16 protein-coding genes are annotated in these 17,984 nt (G+C 44.9%); 4 read left to right on the plus strand and 12 right to left on the minus strand.

What is annotated here, in order from left to right; genetic code table 11:
* Positions 1-3: 3 nt before the first annotated feature.
* Complete coding sequence (locus tag QF06_RS13200) at positions 4-1,161, minus strand: ABC transporter permease (RefSeq protein ID WP_041851102.1); 1,158 nt, start codon at positions 1,159-1,161, stop codon at positions 4-6.
* Entirely contained in the window at positions 1,158-1,868 is a 711-nt protein-coding gene (locus QF06_RS13205; RefSeq protein ID WP_041851103.1) for an ABC transporter ATP-binding protein, read from the minus strand. The genes QF06_RS13200 and QF06_RS13205 overlap by 4 nt, the downstream gene beginning before the upstream one ends.
* A 289-nt stretch (positions 1,869-2,157) precedes the next feature.
* Here QF06_RS13205 and QF06_RS13210 point away from each other — a divergent pair, with 289 nt between their 5' ends.
* Entirely contained in the window at positions 2,158-2,379 is a 222-nt protein-coding gene (locus QF06_RS13210; RefSeq protein WP_003152337.1) for a DeoR family transcriptional regulator, read from the plus strand.
* Positions 2,380-2,500: 121 nt separating this feature from the next.
* Here QF06_RS13210 and QF06_RS13215 read toward each other — a convergent pair whose 3' ends face one another.
* Both QF06_RS13215 and murJ read right to left on the minus strand, forming a co-directional pair.
* Complete coding sequence (locus QF06_RS13215; RefSeq protein ID WP_014480587.1) at positions 2,501-3,220, minus strand: pseudouridine synthase; 720 nt, start codon at positions 3,218-3,220, stop codon at positions 2,501-2,503.
* Between the two features lie 68 nt (positions 3,221-3,288).
* Entirely contained in the window at positions 3,289-4,923 is a 1,635-nt protein-coding gene (gene murJ / locus QF06_RS13220) for a lipid II flippase MurJ (RefSeq protein ID WP_041851104.1), read from the minus strand.
* Between the two features lie 203 nt (positions 4,924-5,126).
* Here murJ and QF06_RS13225 point away from each other — a divergent pair, with 203 nt between their 5' ends.
* On the plus strand, positions 5,127-6,389 hold the full coding sequence (locus tag QF06_RS13225) for a BaiN/RdsA family NAD(P)/FAD-dependent oxidoreductase (protein WP_072173641.1): 1,263 nt from the start codon (positions 5,127-5,129) through the stop codon (positions 6,387-6,389).
* A 188-nt stretch (positions 6,390-6,577) separates the two neighbouring features.
* Complete coding sequence (gene opuD, locus QF06_RS13230) at positions 6,578-8,116, plus strand: glycine betaine transporter OpuD (protein ID WP_003229220.1); 1,539 nt, start codon at positions 6,578-6,580, stop codon at positions 8,114-8,116.
* 36 nt (positions 8,117-8,152) lie between these two features.
* Here opuD and QF06_RS13235 read toward each other — a convergent pair whose 3' ends face one another.
* The 6 genes from QF06_RS13235 to rmgP all read right to left on the minus strand — a co-directional run bounded on the left by QF06_RS13235 (position 8,153) and on the right by rmgP (position 12,986).
* Positions 8,153-8,335 carry a sporulation protein Cse60 gene (locus QF06_RS13235; protein ID WP_003223398.1) on the minus strand — a complete coding sequence of 61 codons (183 nt, stop codon included), beginning with the start codon at positions 8,333-8,335 and terminating at the stop codon, positions 8,153-8,155.
* 67 nt (positions 8,336-8,402) lie between these two features.
* A complete protein-coding gene (locus QF06_RS13240; RefSeq protein ID WP_038828869.1) occupies positions 8,403-9,071 on the minus strand; it encodes a YesL family protein in 669 nt (222 codons plus the stop codon).
* Positions 9,072-9,093: 22 nt separating this feature from the next.
* Entirely contained in the window at positions 9,094-10,380 is a 1,287-nt protein-coding gene (locus QF06_RS13245) for a Gfo/Idh/MocA family protein (RefSeq protein WP_021480330.1), read from the minus strand.
* Positions 10,381-10,391: 11 nt separating this feature from the next.
* Positions 10,392-10,895 carry a rhamnogalaturonan transport/degradation protein RmgS gene (gene rmgS, locus QF06_RS13250; RefSeq protein WP_080332618.1) on the minus strand — a complete coding sequence of 168 codons (504 nt, stop codon included), beginning with the start codon at positions 10,893-10,895 and terminating at the stop codon, positions 10,392-10,394.
* Positions 10,892-12,013, minus strand: coding sequence for an unsaturated rhamnogalacturonyl hydrolase (gene rmgQ, locus QF06_RS13255; RefSeq protein WP_120363491.1), 1,122 nt, complete (start codon positions 12,011-12,013; stop codon positions 10,892-10,894). Before rmgQ ends, rmgS begins: the two co-directional genes overlap by 4 nt.
* Positions 12,014-12,020: 7 nt before the next feature.
* Positions 12,021-12,986 carry a polygalacturonan/rhamnogalacturonan ABC transporter permease gene (rmgP, locus tag QF06_RS13260; protein WP_043940178.1) on the minus strand — a complete coding sequence of 322 codons (966 nt, stop codon included), beginning with the start codon at positions 12,984-12,986 and terminating at the stop codon, positions 12,021-12,023.
* Positions 12,987-13,201: 215 nt separating this feature from the next.
* On the opposite strand from rmgP, the gene QF06_RS13265 reads away from it, so the two are divergent.
* The gene (locus tag QF06_RS13265) at positions 13,202-15,520 is read left to right on the plus strand and encodes a helix-turn-helix domain-containing protein (protein WP_041851107.1); all 2,319 of its coding nucleotides are present in this window, start codon (positions 13,202-13,204) and stop codon (positions 15,518-15,520) included.
* Positions 15,521-15,560: 40 nt separating this feature from the next.
* Here the strand turns inward: QF06_RS13265 and QF06_RS13270 are convergent, their stop codons facing one another.
* Together QF06_RS13270 and QF06_RS13275 are read right to left on the minus strand one after the other, a co-directional pair.
* Complete coding sequence (locus QF06_RS13270; RefSeq protein WP_041851108.1) at positions 15,561-17,057, minus strand: extracellular solute-binding protein; 1,497 nt, start codon at positions 17,055-17,057, stop codon at positions 15,561-15,563.
* Between the two features lie 24 nt (positions 17,058-17,081).
* Positions 17,082-17,942 (minus strand): carbohydrate ABC transporter permease, encoded by an 861-nt coding sequence (locus QF06_RS13275; RefSeq protein WP_010886597.1) that lies wholly within the window; start codon positions 17,940-17,942, stop codon positions 17,082-17,084.
* Between the last annotated feature and the right edge of the window lie 42 nt (positions 17,943-17,984).

Below are 17,984 nucleotides of genomic sequence, written 5' to 3' on the forward strand. Positions count from 1 at the left end.
TTTTTATGTAAACAATAAAGAGACAGCGGCCGCTAAAAAACAACAGGCGGCAAACGCATAGTGCAGGATGTTGATACAGTTTTTTCTGGCCCAATAATATTCATCACTTTCCTTATCGGTGCCAATTAAAAAAGGGGCATCCATGACCTTGTCAAAAATAAGCGTCAGGATATAACGGCAAACCCCTGTATATACCAGCAGCGCAATCACCTTCAGCCAAATTGGGGAAACAAATATGAGAACGGTGAAAGCTGACAATAGCATGTACATCTGCCTCGCATACTCGCCATTCCTCAGCATGACTTTAAAAAACAATTCCTTATAGCCTGTGCAGATCGTTCGCCTTTTAAATATCCTTTTTGAATTTCGGTATAATAACGGTTTTCTTCTCATCCTGTCTTTTACTTTTGGCATTCCCGCCTCCTGACTCATCATCATCACAAGTCCTGCAAGGGCAAGCCTGCTTTTTTTCTCTTCAGTCACCTCAGCTTCAAAAGCCGTGAACGAAGCCGTCTTTTTCAAACTGCGGATAACTGAGAAAAGCAAAAATAAAATGCCAAAAAGCGCAAGCAAGTGCCACTGAGTCAAAACAATCAGGATAGCAGAACCAGCAAAAAATATAGCTCTGACAAGGATATCACCAATCCATCTCGAAATGGAGCGCGGCTTTCTGATCCTGTCTTGCTTTAAGGATAAAAAGAATATATGAAGGCCAAACAAATAACACAATAGAGCAGTGCTTTCTGTGAATGTGATGTGAACAGAATGACTGATAAGGGGAAGGACAATAAAAAAGAGAAGCAGCCATTTAGCCATCGTGACGAGAAAAGAATACAAAAGCGCGTACCGTTTGAGCTGATAGATGATTTCTTTCTTTTGCAGCAAAAACACTTTGTCCGCTTCCATTAAAAATGTACGAATCGAGCCTGTAAACATGATCAGCCCACACACAGCGTACAGCCATCTCCACTCCGCCACTTCAGACCACTCATAAAGAAGGCCTCTTCCATTCATCAAATCAATATACTGATAGATGACAAAAGCAATCGCCGGCAAAACAATATATAGAGCGACTGTCCAGTCAATGACCGCATGCAACACTTTAAACTGATACTTGTAATAGTCAAACAGCCTTCGAAAAAAGAGCGTACGCCCGTTCATAGCCGATCACCTTGAACTGCCTTATAAAAACAGTCAAGCAATGACTGCCCCTCTAATCCGGTCTTGTCCTGAATATCTTTTAACGTGCCTTGGAGAAATAATGAACCTTTCTCAATCATATAAAACCGGTCACAGATTTTTTCCGCGGTATCGAGTACATGCGTGCACATAAGAATTCCGGCTCCACGTTCTTTTTCAGCCTTAAGCATGTCCACAAAGCGTTTCGTCGATATCGGATCAAGGCCGATAAACGGTTCATCAATCACATACATATCCGGCTTAGAGAGAAAGGCCTGGATAAGCATTAGTTTTTGCTGCATGCCCTTCGAAAAGGTGACAGGTAGCTCATGTTTGACATGATCAAGCGAAAACGTCTGCAGCAGGCTTTGGGCCCGATGCGCAAATTCTCTCTCTTCAATGCCGTGGAGTGTGCTGATCAGATCCAAATGCTCCCACAGCGTCAGTTCTTCGTAAAAGGACGGATGCTCCGGAATATATGCAAATGAACAGTCGTTCCAGGCAATATGCCCTTTAAAATCTTCTGAAAGGCCGAGTATCGCCTTGATTGCGGTGCTTTTTCCGGCGCCGTTAGCTCCGATCAGTCCAACTAGTTCCCCTTTTCTGACTTCCAGAAAAACATCGGTGAGCACTTTATTTCGGCTTGTATACCCGGCCTGTTCTATTGAAGCTTCAAGCAAATTTGTCAAAACTCACCCACCTCCAAAATTTACTACGAAACAGAATAAAAAAAGTTTCTTTAACCATAATAATATTGAGCCGAAATACATAGTAATCCAACAAGGATGGCTGCCCAACGCGAATTGGAAAAAATTAATAGGAGTTATCCCTAGATTCATCACTGCAATATCGTGTATAATGAGGGCGAATTATTTTAACAATTACAGATGTCTGCCTTTGTTGCTATTTCGTACGCAGTTGATAGTCGTGAGTTGTGGTTAGTCAAGTCCATCCGATCTTATGATAGGGAGTGGTTTTTTGAAACCTTCAACAAACCGTATGCTAACTCGAATCAAATCAGTTTACATGTTTATCCAAGAAAAAGGTCTTGTGACAACACAGGAACTGGTTGACGAATTCGGCATTACACCTAGAACGATTCAAAGAGACTTAAATGTGTTGGCATATAATGATCTTGTTCATAGTCCAAGCCGTGGCAAGTGGGAGACAACGAGAAAGAAAGTAAAGATTACCTCATAAATTGAAAAATTACATAGGGCCGCCTGAGAGCGGCCCGATAGATAATAGGGCGCAGAAACTGCTGAGCCTTGTTTTTGTGTGCTTATAAATAAAACCCCGCATTCGATATGCGGGGTTTTTGTCATGCTTGCGGCTCATTGAGCAAATGAAGCTCTTCCTCTGTCAGCTCACGGTATTCTCCGGGTGCCAGAGCGGGATCTAGGGAAACGCGTCCCATCGAAAGCCGCTTCAGATAAACCACTTCATTGCCGACTGCCTTTGCCATTTGCTTGACCTGATGGTATTTTCCTTCTGTAATTGTCAGGTATATCACGGTATTGCCACTGTCGTTTGTTTTGATTTCCGCTCTTGCCGGCTTTGTTTTATAGCCGCCCTCTATGTAGACACCCGTTTCCAAATCGGAGATGTCTTCCCGAGAAATCTGTGATTTTAAATGGACTTCATACGTTTTTGGAACATGCTTTTTAGGAGAAAGGAGCCGATGTGCGAGCTGGCCATCATTTGTGAGCAGCAAAAAGCCCTCTGTATCTTTATCAAGCCTGCCGGCTGGAAATGGCTCAAATCTCATCTCCTCCGGCGTCAGCAGATCGACAACTGTTTGCTGCCGGCTGTCCTCAGTCGCCGACAGCACGCCCTGCGGTTTATTCATCATAAGATAAATGAACTCTCGATAATCAACCGGTTCCCCGTATACGGTCACCTCCTGCGTATCAGGATCAACGTGCGCCTTTACATCTTTGGCAGGTTTGCCGTCGATCATCACGGCTCCAGCCTTCACAACGGCTTTGACTTCTTTTCTGGAACCATACCCGCTGTTGGCAAGCAGCTTATCAAGTCTCATTCCCAATCTCTCCTTTATAAAAGAAAGCCCGCAGCATGCGAGCCCTCAGTTTCATCATATCTAGTTCATCAGCCTGCATGTCTGCCTTTCCTTAAGAAACCTGGCAAACGGCGGCCTAAAATTTTCTGTAAAAATCCTAATCGGTAGCCGCAATACAGGTAGACAGCTCCGCCAACAGCGGCCGCGATCACCACAACAATCGCAGCTTGCAGCTGGCCATCCTGATAGGAAATAAAGAAGCCTAATACCCACTGCACGATTTTCACGGCAATACCCATAATGGCTGATAAGACAAGCATCAAAACAGTTCGTTTAACTAGTATCTTATACGAATAGCCTGCATGGCGCTTAATCATGATAAACCCATATAAAAGTGAAGCGATATATCCAAGCGCCGTCGCTAAAATCGCTCCGTCAGCCTGCATCAGCTCGATCAGCGGAACATTCAGCACAAGCTTGATCACGACACCGATCACAAGGCTGACAACCGCAAATTTTTGCTTATTGATGCCCTGCAGAATGGCTGCGTTGACTGTAAACAAAGAGAACAAAATCGCGACTGGCGAATACCATAGCAAAATATTTGCCCCCAGTTCAGGGTGAAGGCTCTCTGACCCGTAAAAGAACGTATACGTCGGTCCTGACAATAGAGAGATCCCGACAACAGCCGGAATAATTAAAAACAGGATCGTCTGCATCGTTTGATTAATCTGCTGATTTAACAGCTTATAGTTTCCGCTTGTAAACGATTCAGTAATCGTTGGAATTAATGTCAGTCCGAAAGCAGTTGCTAGGGAAACCGGGATCATCACGAGCTTCTGAACATACAGGGTTAGAATCGCAAGCATGTCTTGGCTGATGGCTTGATGACCGGCTTCAATCATCGCTTTGTTAAACGTATTTGTATCAATATAGTTATACAAAGGGATGGCTAGTCCGACAAAAACGTACGGAGCAGCATAGCTGAACAGCTCGAAAAACATTTTCTTGTAGCTTAGGTTTGCTGTCGGACCCGTATTCGGCATCATCGCCAGCAGGCTGCCCTTCCGTTTGTTCCAATAAATATAAAGCACGACCAGCCCTCCGAAGGCACCGATCAGCGCTGCGAAGGTTGCATAGCCCACAGCGATGACAAGGCCGCCGTTGAAAACCTTCAAAATCAAGAATGTCGCACTCAATAGAAAGATGATGCGGACAATCTGTTCAACGACTTGGGAAACAGCTGTCGGACCCATCATTTGGTGCCCTTGAAAGAATCCGCGGACAAGGCTCATAATCGGTACGACCAAAAGCGCTAAGCTGACCATGCGGATGACATAAACGACATGATCAATTGTCAAGCCGTTATTATCCTTGCCTCCCAGCGATATTTCCGCAAACATCGGAGCCGATAGATACAGAATGAAAAAGGCTATCATTCCTGTGACGAGCATAACCGACATGCCCGCCTTGAGCATTTTCCTGCTTGTCTCATAATCCCCTTTTGAATTATATTTGGAAACAAATTTAGAAACAGCGGCCGGAAAGCCCATCGTAGCAATATTCAAAAATAAAGTGTATTGGTTGTATCCGTATTGAAATAATGCACCGCCTGTCGCCCCGACCATAATGCTGAAGGGAATTAAATAGACCATCCCCAGAATCCGCGATATATATGTACCGAGCGTTAATACAAACGTGCCTCTTAACAGTTTGCTTGACATGTTTCTTCATCACCATTTTCTACGAAGATTCAACTTTTCTATTTTACCACAACTGGGCATTTAGACGGTAATAAATACAAAAGCAATCCTGTGAACATTCATGTCCGCGGCAAAAGACGTTTAAGGAGCGGCTTTCTTTCGCTATAATAGTACTGCGGACGGGGGTGTCCGCACACGAAATGAAAAGAAAGTTGATGATAAAGATGAAACAATATGACGTAATCGTAATCGGCGGAGGCCCTTCAGGCTTGATGGCTGCGATTGCAGCAGGAGAACAGGGCGCTGGCGTGTTGCTGATAGATAAAGGAAATAAATTAGGACGGAAACTCGCGATTTCCGGGGGCGGCCGCTGTAATGTGACGAACCGTCTTCCTGTGGAAGAAATTATCAAGCACATCCCCGGCAACGGGCGTTTTTTATACAGCGCGTTTTCTGAATTTAATAATGAGGACATTATCAAGTTTTTTGAAAACCTCGGCATTCAATTGAAGGAAGAGGATCACGGCCGGATGTTCCCTGTGACCGACAAAGCCCAAAGTGTCGTTGACGCGCTGTTAAACAGGCTGAAGCAGCTCCGCGTAACAATCAGAACGAACGAGAAAATTAAATCTGTTATATATGAAGATGGACAGGCAGCAGGGATTGTGACGAATAATGGCGAAATGATCCATAGCCAGGCAGTCATTATCGCTGTAGGCGGTAAAAGCGTGCCTCATACCGGAAGCACGGGAGACGGCTATGAATGGGCTGAAGCCGCGGGCCATACCATAACAGAGCTGTTTCCGACAGAGGTTCCCGTCACTTCTGGCGAACCGTTCATTAAGCAAAAAACACTTCAGGGCTTATCACTAAGAGATGTAGCCGTCAGTGTGTTAAATAAAAAAGGCAAACCGATTATCACACATAAAATGGACATGCTGTTTACCCATTTCGGCCTCTCAGGACCTGCCATTCTCAGATGCAGCCAATTTGTCGTAAAAGAGCTGAAAAAACAGCCTCAAGTGCCGATCAGAATCGACTTGTATCCGGATATCAATGAAGAAACGCTTTTCCAAAAGATGTATAAAGAACTGAAGGAAGCACCGAAAAAAACCATTAAAAACGTGCTGAAGCCTTGGATGCAGGAGCGCTATCTCCTATTCCTGCTCGAAAAAAACGGCATCTCTCCGAACGTATCGTTTTCTGAGCTGCCGAAGGATCCTTTCAGACAATTTGTAAGGGACTGCAAGCAGTTTACTGTCCTCGCAAATGGCACACTGTCGCTTGATAAGGCATTTGTCACGGGAGGCGGGGTATCTGTAAAAGAAATTGACCCGAAAAAGATGGCTTCTAAAAAAATGGAGGGGCTTTATTTTTGCGGTGAAATTCTGGATATCCACGGCTACACAGGCGGATACAATATTACCTCCGCCCTTGTCACAGGCAGGCTTGCAGGGCTAAATGCCGGGCAATACGCCCGTTCTTAATCATTACTCTTTAAATCTCTTGCCGCCAAACTCACATTTGAACATTCCCCGCATTCATGTTAGGGTGAGACTTGTTTTGTTTCACCTGATTGCGGGGTAATTTTAAGAGAGGAATGAGCTGCCATCGTACGACCATACTAAGCCTGCGAGCAAGATATAGGCGTACACAAAAAATTAGAGGGTGAGAAATGTTGAAACATATATCTAGTGTATTTTGGATTGTGATTGCAATCACAGCTGCAGCTGTATTATGGGGTGTTATTTCTCCTGACAGCCTGCAAAATGTGTCTCAATCGGCACAAGCATTTATTACCGATTCATTTGGTTGGTATTATCTTTTAGTTGTCTCTTTGTTTGTCGGGTTTTGTCTCTTTTTGATTTTCAGCCCGATCGGAAAAATCAAACTCGGAAAGCCTGATGAAAAACCGGAATTCGGGTTATTATCATGGTTTGCCATGCTGTTCAGCGCAGGCATGGGAATCGGCTTAGTATTCTACGGTGCGGCTGAACCGATCAGCCATTACGCAATTAGCTCTCCATCAGGTGAAACAGAAACCCCCCAAGCCTTCAGAGATGCACTCCGCTATACGTTTTTCCACTGGGGTTTGCACGCTTGGGCCATTTATGCCATTGTGGCATTATGCATTGCCTATTTCCAATTCCGCAAAGGCGCGCCCGGATTAATCAGCAGCACACTGTCACCGATTCTCGGGGATAAAGTAAACGGACCGATCGGAAAGGCCATTGACTGTATTGCAGTTTTCGCCACTGTTGTCGGGGTATCAACTAGTCTTGGTCTTGGCGCAACCCAAATTAATGGCGGTTTGAATTACCTGTTCGGCATTCCGAATGCGTTTATCGTCCAATTGGTTTTAATCATTATTGTGACAGTGCTCTTTTTACTTTCTGCGTGGAGCGGACTCGGAAAAGGAATTAAGTATTTAAGCAACACAAACATGGTATTGGCCGGATTGTTAATGTTGTTTATGCTCGTTGTCGGGCCTACAGTGCTGATCATGAACTCATTTACAGATTCTATCGGACAATACATTCAAAATATTGTTCAAATGAGCTTCAGACTGACACCGAATGATCCTGAAAAACGCGAATGGATTAACAGCTGGACGATTTTCTATTGGGCATGGTGGATTTCCTGGTCTCCATTTGTCGGCATTTTCATCGCCCGTGTATCCAGAGGCCGGACGATACGCGAATTTTTAATCGGCGTCTTGGTGACACCTTGTATTTTGACATTTCTATGGTTCTCCATTTTCGGCGTATCAGCCATGGATCTCCAGCAAAAAGGCGCGTTCAATGTAGCAAAGCTGTCCACTGAAACGATGCTGTTCGGAACACTTGATCACTATCCGCTGACAATGGTGACATCGATCCTTGCATTGATTCTGATCGCAGTATTTTTTATCACGTCTGCAGATTCAGCTACATTCGTGCTGGGCATGCAGACGTCGTACGGTTCTTTAAATCCGGCGAATTCTGTGAAACTCAGCTGGGGCATCATTCAGTCTGCCATGGCGGCTGTGCTCCTATATTCCGGAGGGCTTGCCGCTTTGCAGAACACAGCGATTCTGGCAGCGCTGCCGTTTTCTATCGTTATCCTGCTGATGATTGCCTCTCTCTATCAATCGCTCTCAAAAGAAAGAAGAGAGATCAAAAAAGCGGAGAAACTCGATAAACCGAGAAGTCCAAGAGTGAAAAAAGCATATTAACAAAAAAGATCTTTCCGTGCCTGCGGAAAGATCTTTTTATTTGCGATATAAGATAAGGGCGGAAAAACAGTAAAGCTGCTCGCCGTCTGGGTCGCACGCTGCCGAAACCGTATATTTGATATCAATCAGCTGCTCCTCCGATATCCCTTTTAAAAATGAATTGATTTCCGTCTGTAAGTCTTTTTCATGCTCTTCATCAAATACCGCTACCTTCAGCATTTTATCCGCTCTCCTTTCTCTATCAATCTATTCCGTTTGGAACAGCCTTATGATAGAGAAATGATGATTATCTCGTTTCCGGATAAAAAGCTTTCCGTATATGGGATTCCCTCTGTGGCTCGCCGCCTTGCTGCTCCACTTTCAGCAGCACGGCATAAACAATCCGCATATGGCAGTAGCTGATAAGGCTGACGCTGAAAAAAGGGACAATGCCGGGCAGGTACGCAAGCAAGAAAAAGAGAGCAACAGTCAGCGCAAGCATAGTAAGCGTATATTGCAAATACGCCACACTGAGCAAGAGCGAAAATTTCACATACAGACGTTTTTTCCAGTCAAAATGGACAAGCAGCGGAAACACATAAAAAAGCATGGATACGAACAAAAAGCCAAATATCATAATGGCGAAGCGCAGGATGTGCAGAAGGAAATGACTTGGATAAATGAAGGCCAAATCAATATAAATGATCACTCCGATGAGCGCCAGTACAGCTCCGAGCAGATTTGAACGAAAAAATTCACCCTTGTATTCCTGCCAAAACGTTTTGAGCACCGGAACGTTGTCCTGCCCCTGAATCCACTTCCGCATGACAGCAAATAAAGCCGCGGTCGCGGGCATGATGCCAAACACGCCGAGACCGAGCAACGTAAAAAACAGCCACAGCAAGTTTGTATACGCAAATCTCATGATCCATTCGCAAAAACGCAGCATCCGTCCCAGTGAGCCATCATGTTCCATGGCGCCCCCTCCTTTTTTTGCATTATACATTCTGCATCTGAAAAAGCTCTTTCATGCCGATCGGCTTCTTTTCGGCAACCGAGCGCCACATTCCCTCACCAACCGCGATGGAGTAGGCTCCAGCTTCAGCCCCGGCTAAAATATCATAGCGGCGCAGCGGGTCTTTTCCTAAAAAAAGATCCTCAAGCAAAAGCGGATCACCTCCGCCATGCCCCCCTTCATTTTTGACTACTTGTATCGTCTGCTTTGATTCAAAAAGCGGATAGTATTCGATTGTCTGCTCAGGAAAAGCAAACGGAATTCTGGAAGGTTCGTGAAATTCATTTGATTCAATACGCCCTTTTGTGCCGTTGATCGTCAGCCGGTAGCCTTCATACGGGGCCGAAAAAACAATCGAGTAGCTTAACAGTGCGCCGCCATCATATTTGACTGCCGCTACGTACGTATCCTCGATGTCAATTTCCTCGTCAAAAATACACGCGTCAGGCCTGTATGCAGTATATAAGCTAGACTGGTCTCCTGCTTCGAGATGATCATCTTTTATAGAAGCTTTAGAGGAACGGGGATGCCACCTTGAATAGTAGTGGCATTTTTCTTTAACACGGCACGTCCCGCAAAAACGCCCGTCTTCTTCGGGCAAGGGGTTCCACTCACTGTCCGGCCCATAGTAATTCAAGGCGCCATAAGCAAATACCTCTTCCGGGTTTTGTCCGAGCCACCAATTGACGAGATCGAAGTGATGTGTTGATTTATGGACAGAAAGACCGCCGGAAAACTGTCTCGACCTGTTCCAGCGTTTAAAATAGCTGGCGCCATGATACGTATCAATATACCAATTTAAATCAACGGAGGTGACCCTGCCTATTTTTCCGTCCAGAATCATTTCTTTTATTTTCCGATGAAACGGGCTGTAGCGATAGTTAAACGCGACGGTGACTTTTCCTTCGCTTTTGGCCTCCGCTTCAAGCACCCGATTCGCATCCTGCACTGTTGTCACCATTGGTTTTTCAGTAATTACATCTGTATCCCACTGAAGGCTTTTCACAATATATGTGACATGCGTATCGTCCCTGCCTGCCACAATGACGATATCAGGCTTTGACACGCGCATCATCTCGTCAAAAGCATCTTCGCTAAACTCGGGCACGTGGGCCAGCTCGGGAAATTTCTTTTTGCAAACGGCAAAACGTTTCGGATCGGCATCCAGCAATCCCGTAATCTCATAATGAGTTGAAAACCGCTCCAACAGCGGTTTGATAAACATACTGAATGCTCTGCTGCTCAATCCGCAAAAGACGATGTTCTTCAATATCCTCACCTCTATCGGGCTTCAGTTAGTTGAGAAATCAGCTGCAGCGCTTCCTCTGTTTTTTCAGCGTACACAGGGATAAACGCCGCCATATCGCGATTCAATCGAAAAGAATAGCCGTTCAGCTGTTTTTTCCCTTTTTCGATCTGAACGGCATAGATCGTTTTTTCTCCTGTTTTTTTATTAACAGTTGTATAAGGAGATGTTTTTTTAGGAGGCAATCCGTTTAACGGCTGAAAATTTTCCGGATCATCGTAAGCTTGAAACATGTCTTCAGGCACGATGAAAACATCTCCCTCATGGGCGGTAATTTCAGTCAGCAGTTTTTCCTGAAAAGCTGGAAAGATATCGACCTTCCCGGCATTCTGCTCGGCGGCCTTTTTTATTTTTTCCTGTACGCCAGCCTGCATATCAGAAAAGAGAATGACATGCATTCCGTCCGGCCTGCTTGAGCATGATGCCAAAAAGAGCACTGAGACGATCACACACAAAGCCGTACGTATCTTTTTTGTCATTTCCCCGCTGACCTAAAAAGAGGCTCCAGCTCTGTCATAGCTAAAATAAACGCGCCGGCTCCGTGCAGGTCGTTTGTGCTTCTTTCGCGGCTGACATAATAGTCATAGAAACCGGCTGACGTTCCGACACATATGTCTTTGACGAGAAACGCGCCGTCTTCTGATGTTTCGGTTTTATGCTGAATCAAGCCTTGATACGCTTTTAGCAGTGTTGTTTCGTAAGCTCTGTCTAAATAGCCTTTATTGATTCCCTTCGCAAATGCGTACATGTACAGGCAGGATCCTGAGCTTTCCAGCCAGTTATCAGACCTGTCACCCTTATCAACGATCTGATACCATAACCCGGTCTCCTTGTCTTGATAGCGGCAGATGCTTTCCATCATGTCCTGCAGCGTGTTTTTCCACACATGACGGTTTGGATGCTTCTTCGGCAGCTCTTCAATCATGTCAGCAAGAGACATGACGTACCAGCCGATGGAACGTGCCCAAAATTCCGGTGAACAGCCTGTCTCTTCATTGGCCCAAGGCATTTTTTTCGCTTCATCCCAGGCGTGATAAAAGAGTCCGGTTTTTGCATCCTTCGTATGCTTTCTCATCAATGACTCCTGCAGCACGACCTGATCAAACAGCTCCGGCTCCTGCTTCAGATTGGCATATTTCAGTGCGAACGGCCCCCCCATGTATAAGCCGTCAAGCCACATTTGGTATGGATAACTGTCTTTGTGCCAAAAACCGCCCTCAGACGTCCGGTTTAGTGTTCCATATAAGCCGCGCAGCCTTTTTGCCGCTTTGACATACCGTTCATCCTTCGTCTGCTCGTATAATGGAAAAAGAATGAGACCCGCTTGAATGGCGTCCAGTTCATCTCTTCTAAATAATAGATTGCCATAATCATCGATTAAGAGATCTGCATAAGCCTTCGCATACTCAAAATACCGCTTTTCCCCGGTTGCTTCCCACAGCCGCAATACACCGCATAAGAAAACACCCTGATGGTAGTGCCAGCGGTTTGCAGGAGGCAGCTCCTCGACTGTGTACGTATTCATAATGGTTTTTGCCAATGCCTCCGCGTACGTAAGAGGCGATTTTACAGCGATTGATTGATCCATTGATCCCATCCCTTTCTTAATAAATTCCTTCCTCGCCAAATTTCTTCGCCAAACGATTCGCAAGCATGACCAAAATCAGCCCGACCGCCGCTTTAAATACGCCGACTGCTGTACTGTAGCTGAATTGGCCCTGTTTCAGCCCTGCAGTATAAACGTACGTATCAAAAATTTCCGCCACTTCCCTGTTTGTCGCATTTAACAGCAAATACACATGCTCGAAGCCAAGCTCCAGCGTGTCTCCGATTTTCAAAATCAGCAAAACGACGATAACGCTTTTAATGGCGGGCAGCGTAATATGCCACATTTGCCGCAGCCGTCCCCCTCCGTCCATTTTCGCCGCTTCATACAGCTGGGGGTCAACCGCTGTAATGGCCGCCAGATAAATGATCGTCGACCAGCCCGCTTCCCTCCAGATAACCTGCAGAATATACAAGGGCCGGAACCATTCTTCGTTCAGCAGAAAATTGATTTTTTCACCACCAAAAAACACAATCAGTTCATTAATCAAGCCTCCGTCTACCGTTAAAAGCACAAACGAAAGCGATACAACAATGACCCAAGACATAAAATGCGGGATATAAATCAGCGTCTGAACAAATTTTTTAAACAGAGCAATCCGCACTTCGTTCAATAGAAGCGCCAGCAGTATCGGCACCGGGAAAAATATGGCCAGGTTCAAAGCAAATAACACGAGCGTGTTTTTTAACAAGAGAAAAAATGTAGGCTCAGTAAACAGCCTGATAAAATGCTTCAGCCCCACCCACTCACTGCCCAAAATGCCGAGGAACGGCTGATAATCCTGAAACGCAATCACAATTCCCCACATCGGGACATACTTAAAAAGCAAAAAATAAATACACCCTGGCAAAATCATCAAGTACAAATATTTTTGCTGAATCAGCTTACTTAGTAAGCGCTTTCTTTTTTCTTTTTTAAAAATGACTGCATCAACAGCCGGCGCTTGCGCTTCTGCTGTTTTCATTTTTTCCTAGCCTCCTTTCACGGGTTCTTGCATTCACTGTAGCGCAGCAGGCAAAAGTCCGTCTACAATCATATGATCACATCCTGTTTTATCCCTTTATAATCAAGGGTTCAGCAGGTCCACCTGAAAAAAAGACACCGATATTAGAAAATGATTATTGACAATATCTATCAATCTTTGGATTAATTGTATTAAGGTGAAGTGGATGTTATGAAATGGGGGGTTTTATGAAAAGAAGCCAATACAAGTTTTACTACAAACTGATCACGTTTTTCTGCCTGCTCAGCACCATTCCGGTTATTTTGGTCGGATTGTTTTCGTACGAGCACTCTCAGAAAACGGCTATTTCCAACGTTTCGGAGGAAAAATTCGACACACTCCAGCAGACCCAGCAAAGCATCGAGCATATATTGAAAACCGTTGATCACTCTTTAACCCACTATGTGAGTTCGCCGCCTCTCCTTCGCACATTGTCCGAGCCTTTGCACTCAGACCAATTTCAAATCTATAACCAAGTGAACCAAGAGCTCAATTATCTGCAAAGCTTTGATACCGATCTGTCCAACATGACGTTAGTCAGTTATACGAAAAAATGGTACATGAACAATTCCGGTTTGTACCGTTTGAATACAGACACTCTTCATGAAGCAGCCTCAGCGTACACGAAACACAAAGCGAGCCGCTCCTATTGGACGCTTGAGGAAAACAATCATTTGATTTCAACCAAAGAAAGCACAGCAGAAAACTGCCGCTACAATATCAATTTAATTAAGCAGCTTCCTTTGAACAGCACAAATACAAAAGGATTGGCCGCCGCAAGCATTCCGAGCTGTTCGCTTGTCAAAAATATGCCTGGCTATTCAAACGCCAACAACCTGTTTATCATCGATGAAAAAGGCCGCATTATCCTTCATAACAACATGTCTGATGTCGGTGAATCTCTTCATAACGACGGCTTTGTCCAAAAAGTGCTGGCGCAAACCGCCAATAGCGGACAGTTTGAAACAGTGATTGACCGGATTCATTATAAAGTCACCTATCAAAAATCTGACTATAATACATGGACTTATTTTTCTCTCGTTTCCCTGCCCGAGCTAAAAAAAGAAGCCAAGTCAATTGGCTGGATCACTTTTGCAGTATGCCTTATTTTGTTAACGCTTTCATTATTGTTCTCTTGGCTGGGCTCCCGCCATTTTTACAAGCCGATCAGGATGCTTTACGAATCATTCGCAAGACATGGAGCCATACAAGAGAAACAGCAGCCTCCTCAAAATGAATTTGAGTTAATTGAACAGAGCTTTAAGCAGCTGAAGGACAGAAATGACGACCTTGAGGAAACGATGAAGCAGCAGGCCACTCACCTGCAGCAATATTTTATGGTCAGGCTTATGCTTGGAAAACTGACGGATGAGGAGGTTGATAACCGTTTTGAAAGCCTCGGCTTAAAGCAAAATTGGCGGCACCTTGCCCTGCTTGTGCTCCAAATTGACACACTGAATCATACGCCTTATGAGAAAAAAGATATGGATCTGCTTTTGTTTGCCGTCAACAGCCTGATTGAGCGCAGCATCCCGACTGACAAACATCTTGCCCCCGCCGTAGTTGACAAACAGCAGGCGACGATTTTGATCAACCAAAGCGGGACAAAAGAAGAATTCATAGCTGAGCTGAATGAGACTGCAAGGATGATTCAGGAAAAAGCGGTAGCTGAGCTGCAGCTGTCTGTCAGCATCGGCATCAGCCAGCCGTTTGATGTGCTGACAAAAGCGAAAACAGCCTATGCGGAAGGCTCAGAAGCGTTGAAATACCGGCTTAAAGCGGAAAACAAGTCGATCATCTTTTACGAAGACCTTGACCAGAAAAAAACCTTCAAAACCCATTTTCCAAAGCAGCTTCAGCATGAGCTGTTCGATGCCGTTAAAGCAGGAGACAAGGAGAAAGCGGATAAATGCCTGCACGCGATTTTGCAAGCCATTTTCACCCAGAACACCAACCCGTATCAATTTCAAATCGCCATCGCCCGTTTTTTGAACCATGTGATTGAGCTGATGCATGTGCTTGGGATCGAATTGTTTGAGCTTGAAGAAAACAAAATGCTGTATGACCAAATTTTTGAGCTGAAAACGTTCGAGGATACCGAAAACTGGCTAAAAAATGAGTTTATTGATCCGATGACAGACAAAGTGAACGCCCGCGCGGATGCCCAGTACAAAAATATTTCCGACAACATCATTCATATCATCCATCATGAGTTTGAATCCGAATTGACACTGGACGAAATCGCGCGCAGGCTGCATTACAACCCAAATTATTTAAGCAGCATTTTCAAAAAAGAAATGGGTATTTCATTCAGCGAGTATGTCTCAAGCTACCGACACCATATGGCAAAAAGCTGGCTTGCCGAAACAGACATGGCGGTCAAGGACATTGCCGAAAAGCTGAAATATAAAAACTCCCAAAATTTCATCAGATCATTTAAAAAGCTGGAAGGGATTACACCGGGAAACTACCGCCAGCAAAAAAGAAGCATGTAAAAGACCCAAAACTGCTTGCGCGTTTTGGGTTTTTCCAATGTTATTTTGCTTGTTTAAACGCTTCTTCGTATTCCCGAATAATTTGTTTTCCTCCGCTTGACTCCCATTTTTCCACTTCTTTATCGAACTGGCTTTCTGTGATGTCTCCAATCATATATTTGTAGGTCGCGTCATCAATGATTTTCTTCAGTTCATCACCCCGTTCCGACTCCGATGCGGAATACAGGCTTTCAGCCGGGTTTGAGACGATAATCTTTTCATTGTCCTCGGTCAGCTCCTCGTACGCCGTCCGAAGCGGATCTCCAGTGTTTTTTAAGTAGGCTTTATCAATGGCAATTAAAGCGGACAGCGGCTGAATATCAGTCTGCCAGTCTTTTACCTGGCTTTCTTTGCGTGTGAACGTTTTGTCCTCACCTTTGTTGTAATGAACGCCGTCAATGCCATAAGTCATCAGGCTATAGACATCTTCTTCGGCAATTCGGTCAAAAAACGCCAAGATCCGTTTAAGCTCAGCTTCCGTTTTCACACTCGTTTTCGGGAAAGCAAACACGCCGTTATGGCCTCCTGATGCCCATATCCGCTCTTTCCCATCTGGGCCTTTTATGCGGTTGATGATCTCAAGCTTCATCGATTTATCAGAGGCATGGTCGCGCAGATTGACCGCATCTACCATATTGCCAATATAAATTCCGGCTTTTCCTTGCGAAAACAGCTCCTGCTGCTGGGTTTTGCTTGTGACGGGAAAATCCTTATTCATATACCCGTTATCACGCAGCTTCTTCATATAGTTCATCGTGTCTTTGTATTCCTGTGTCATGAAATCAGGCGTGAATTTGCCGCCTGATTCCTTCCAATCTGTAGGCATGCCTTCATACGAGCCAATCGTTTTAAACGCGCCGTAAATCAAGTCATTACGGTCTGCCAGCCCGAATGTATCATCTTTCCCATCCTTGTCCGGGTCGTCCTCCGTAAATGCTTTGGCCACTTCATAAAGCTCATCCAACGTTTTCGGGATTTTCAGATTTAAATTGTCCAGCCAGTCCTTCCGAATGACAATCCCCTGTCTGGAAAGCGGGCGCTCTCTGTATATCCCGTAGAGCTTGCCGTCAATTGTCACATTTTTATTAATGAGTTTGTTCATTTTGTTTAAGTTGGGATAATCCTTGATATAATCACCGATTTCCCAGAACATTCCTGACCGGAAGGCATTCATGACGGAAGAATTTTTAATATCCTGGATCGTCACGATTTGCGGAAGATTGCCCGCTGCAAGCGCCGCATTCAGCCTGTCTTCTTTCACCGCGTCTGGAACCCAGGTGATGTCGAGTTCTGTATTTGTCAGCTTTTCAATTTCTTTAATCGCCCTGTCTTTCGGCGGCTGCTGGTGATACAAAATCGCCATCCAAGACAGCTTTACCTTTGAATCCGGGCCAGCTTTGCCTTCAGCCGAAGACTGATCAGCCCCTTTACAGCCCGCCAGCACTCCTCCGAGTGCCAGTACAAGCACAATCAAAAGCACCCTCCATTTGTTTCCCATCGTACCCCTCCGTTTCATATTTCTTTATCCTTTGACAGATCCCAGCAAAGCTCCTTTTGCAAAATGCTTTTGTATAAACGGATAGACAAGCAGAACAGGGATGGTCGCCACCACTATGACCGCCATTTTAATGGTTTGCTCAGGCGGCGGGCTGCCCGACCCCATTTCAGACATATCCCCCTGCATACCGCTTGATACAATGACGATTTGGCGCAGAAGCACCTGAATCGGCCATTTTGCTGAATCATTTAAGTACAAGATCGCTGTCATATACGTGTTCCAATACGTGACCGCATAAAATAGTGAAATCGTTGCGATCGCAGGAAGAGACAGCGGCAGCACAATTTTAAAGAATATGCCCAGATCATTGCACCCGTCAATTTTCGCGGACTCTTCCAGGCTTGACGGGATATTTTGAAAGAAGTTTTTCAGAATGATCAGGTTAAAGGCATTAATGGCTGTCGGCAAAATAAGCGCCCAGTAAGAATCGAGCAATCCAAGCGATTTGACCACAAGGAAAGTCGGAATCATGCCGCCGCTAAACAGCATCGTAAATACGACGAGAAACATGAGCGGCTGCCGGCCGATTAAATCACGGCGGGATAACCCGTAAGCCATCAGTGAAGAAAGAAACATGCTGACCGCAGTGCCTATCACTGTCACAAACACAGAAACAAGCAAACTCTTATAAATAATATCTGTTGAAAAAATGTAGCGATAAGCATCTAGCGAAAAAGTGGTCGGTATTAAAATAAATTTTTTCGACACGACTTCTTCTACTGTGGCAAAGGATGCTGCGATGACATGAATGAACGGAAGTACGCATATTAAAGCGAACATCAGCAAGAAACCATAAATCAACATATCAAACAGACGGTTTTTCAGTGAATGTGCGATAGCTCCCACCTCTCTTTGTAAGCGTTATCA

This window comes from Bacillus sp. YP1 (assembly GCF_000877815.1).
Lineage (GTDB): Bacteria > Bacillota > Bacilli > Bacillales > Bacillaceae > Bacillus > Bacillus subtilis.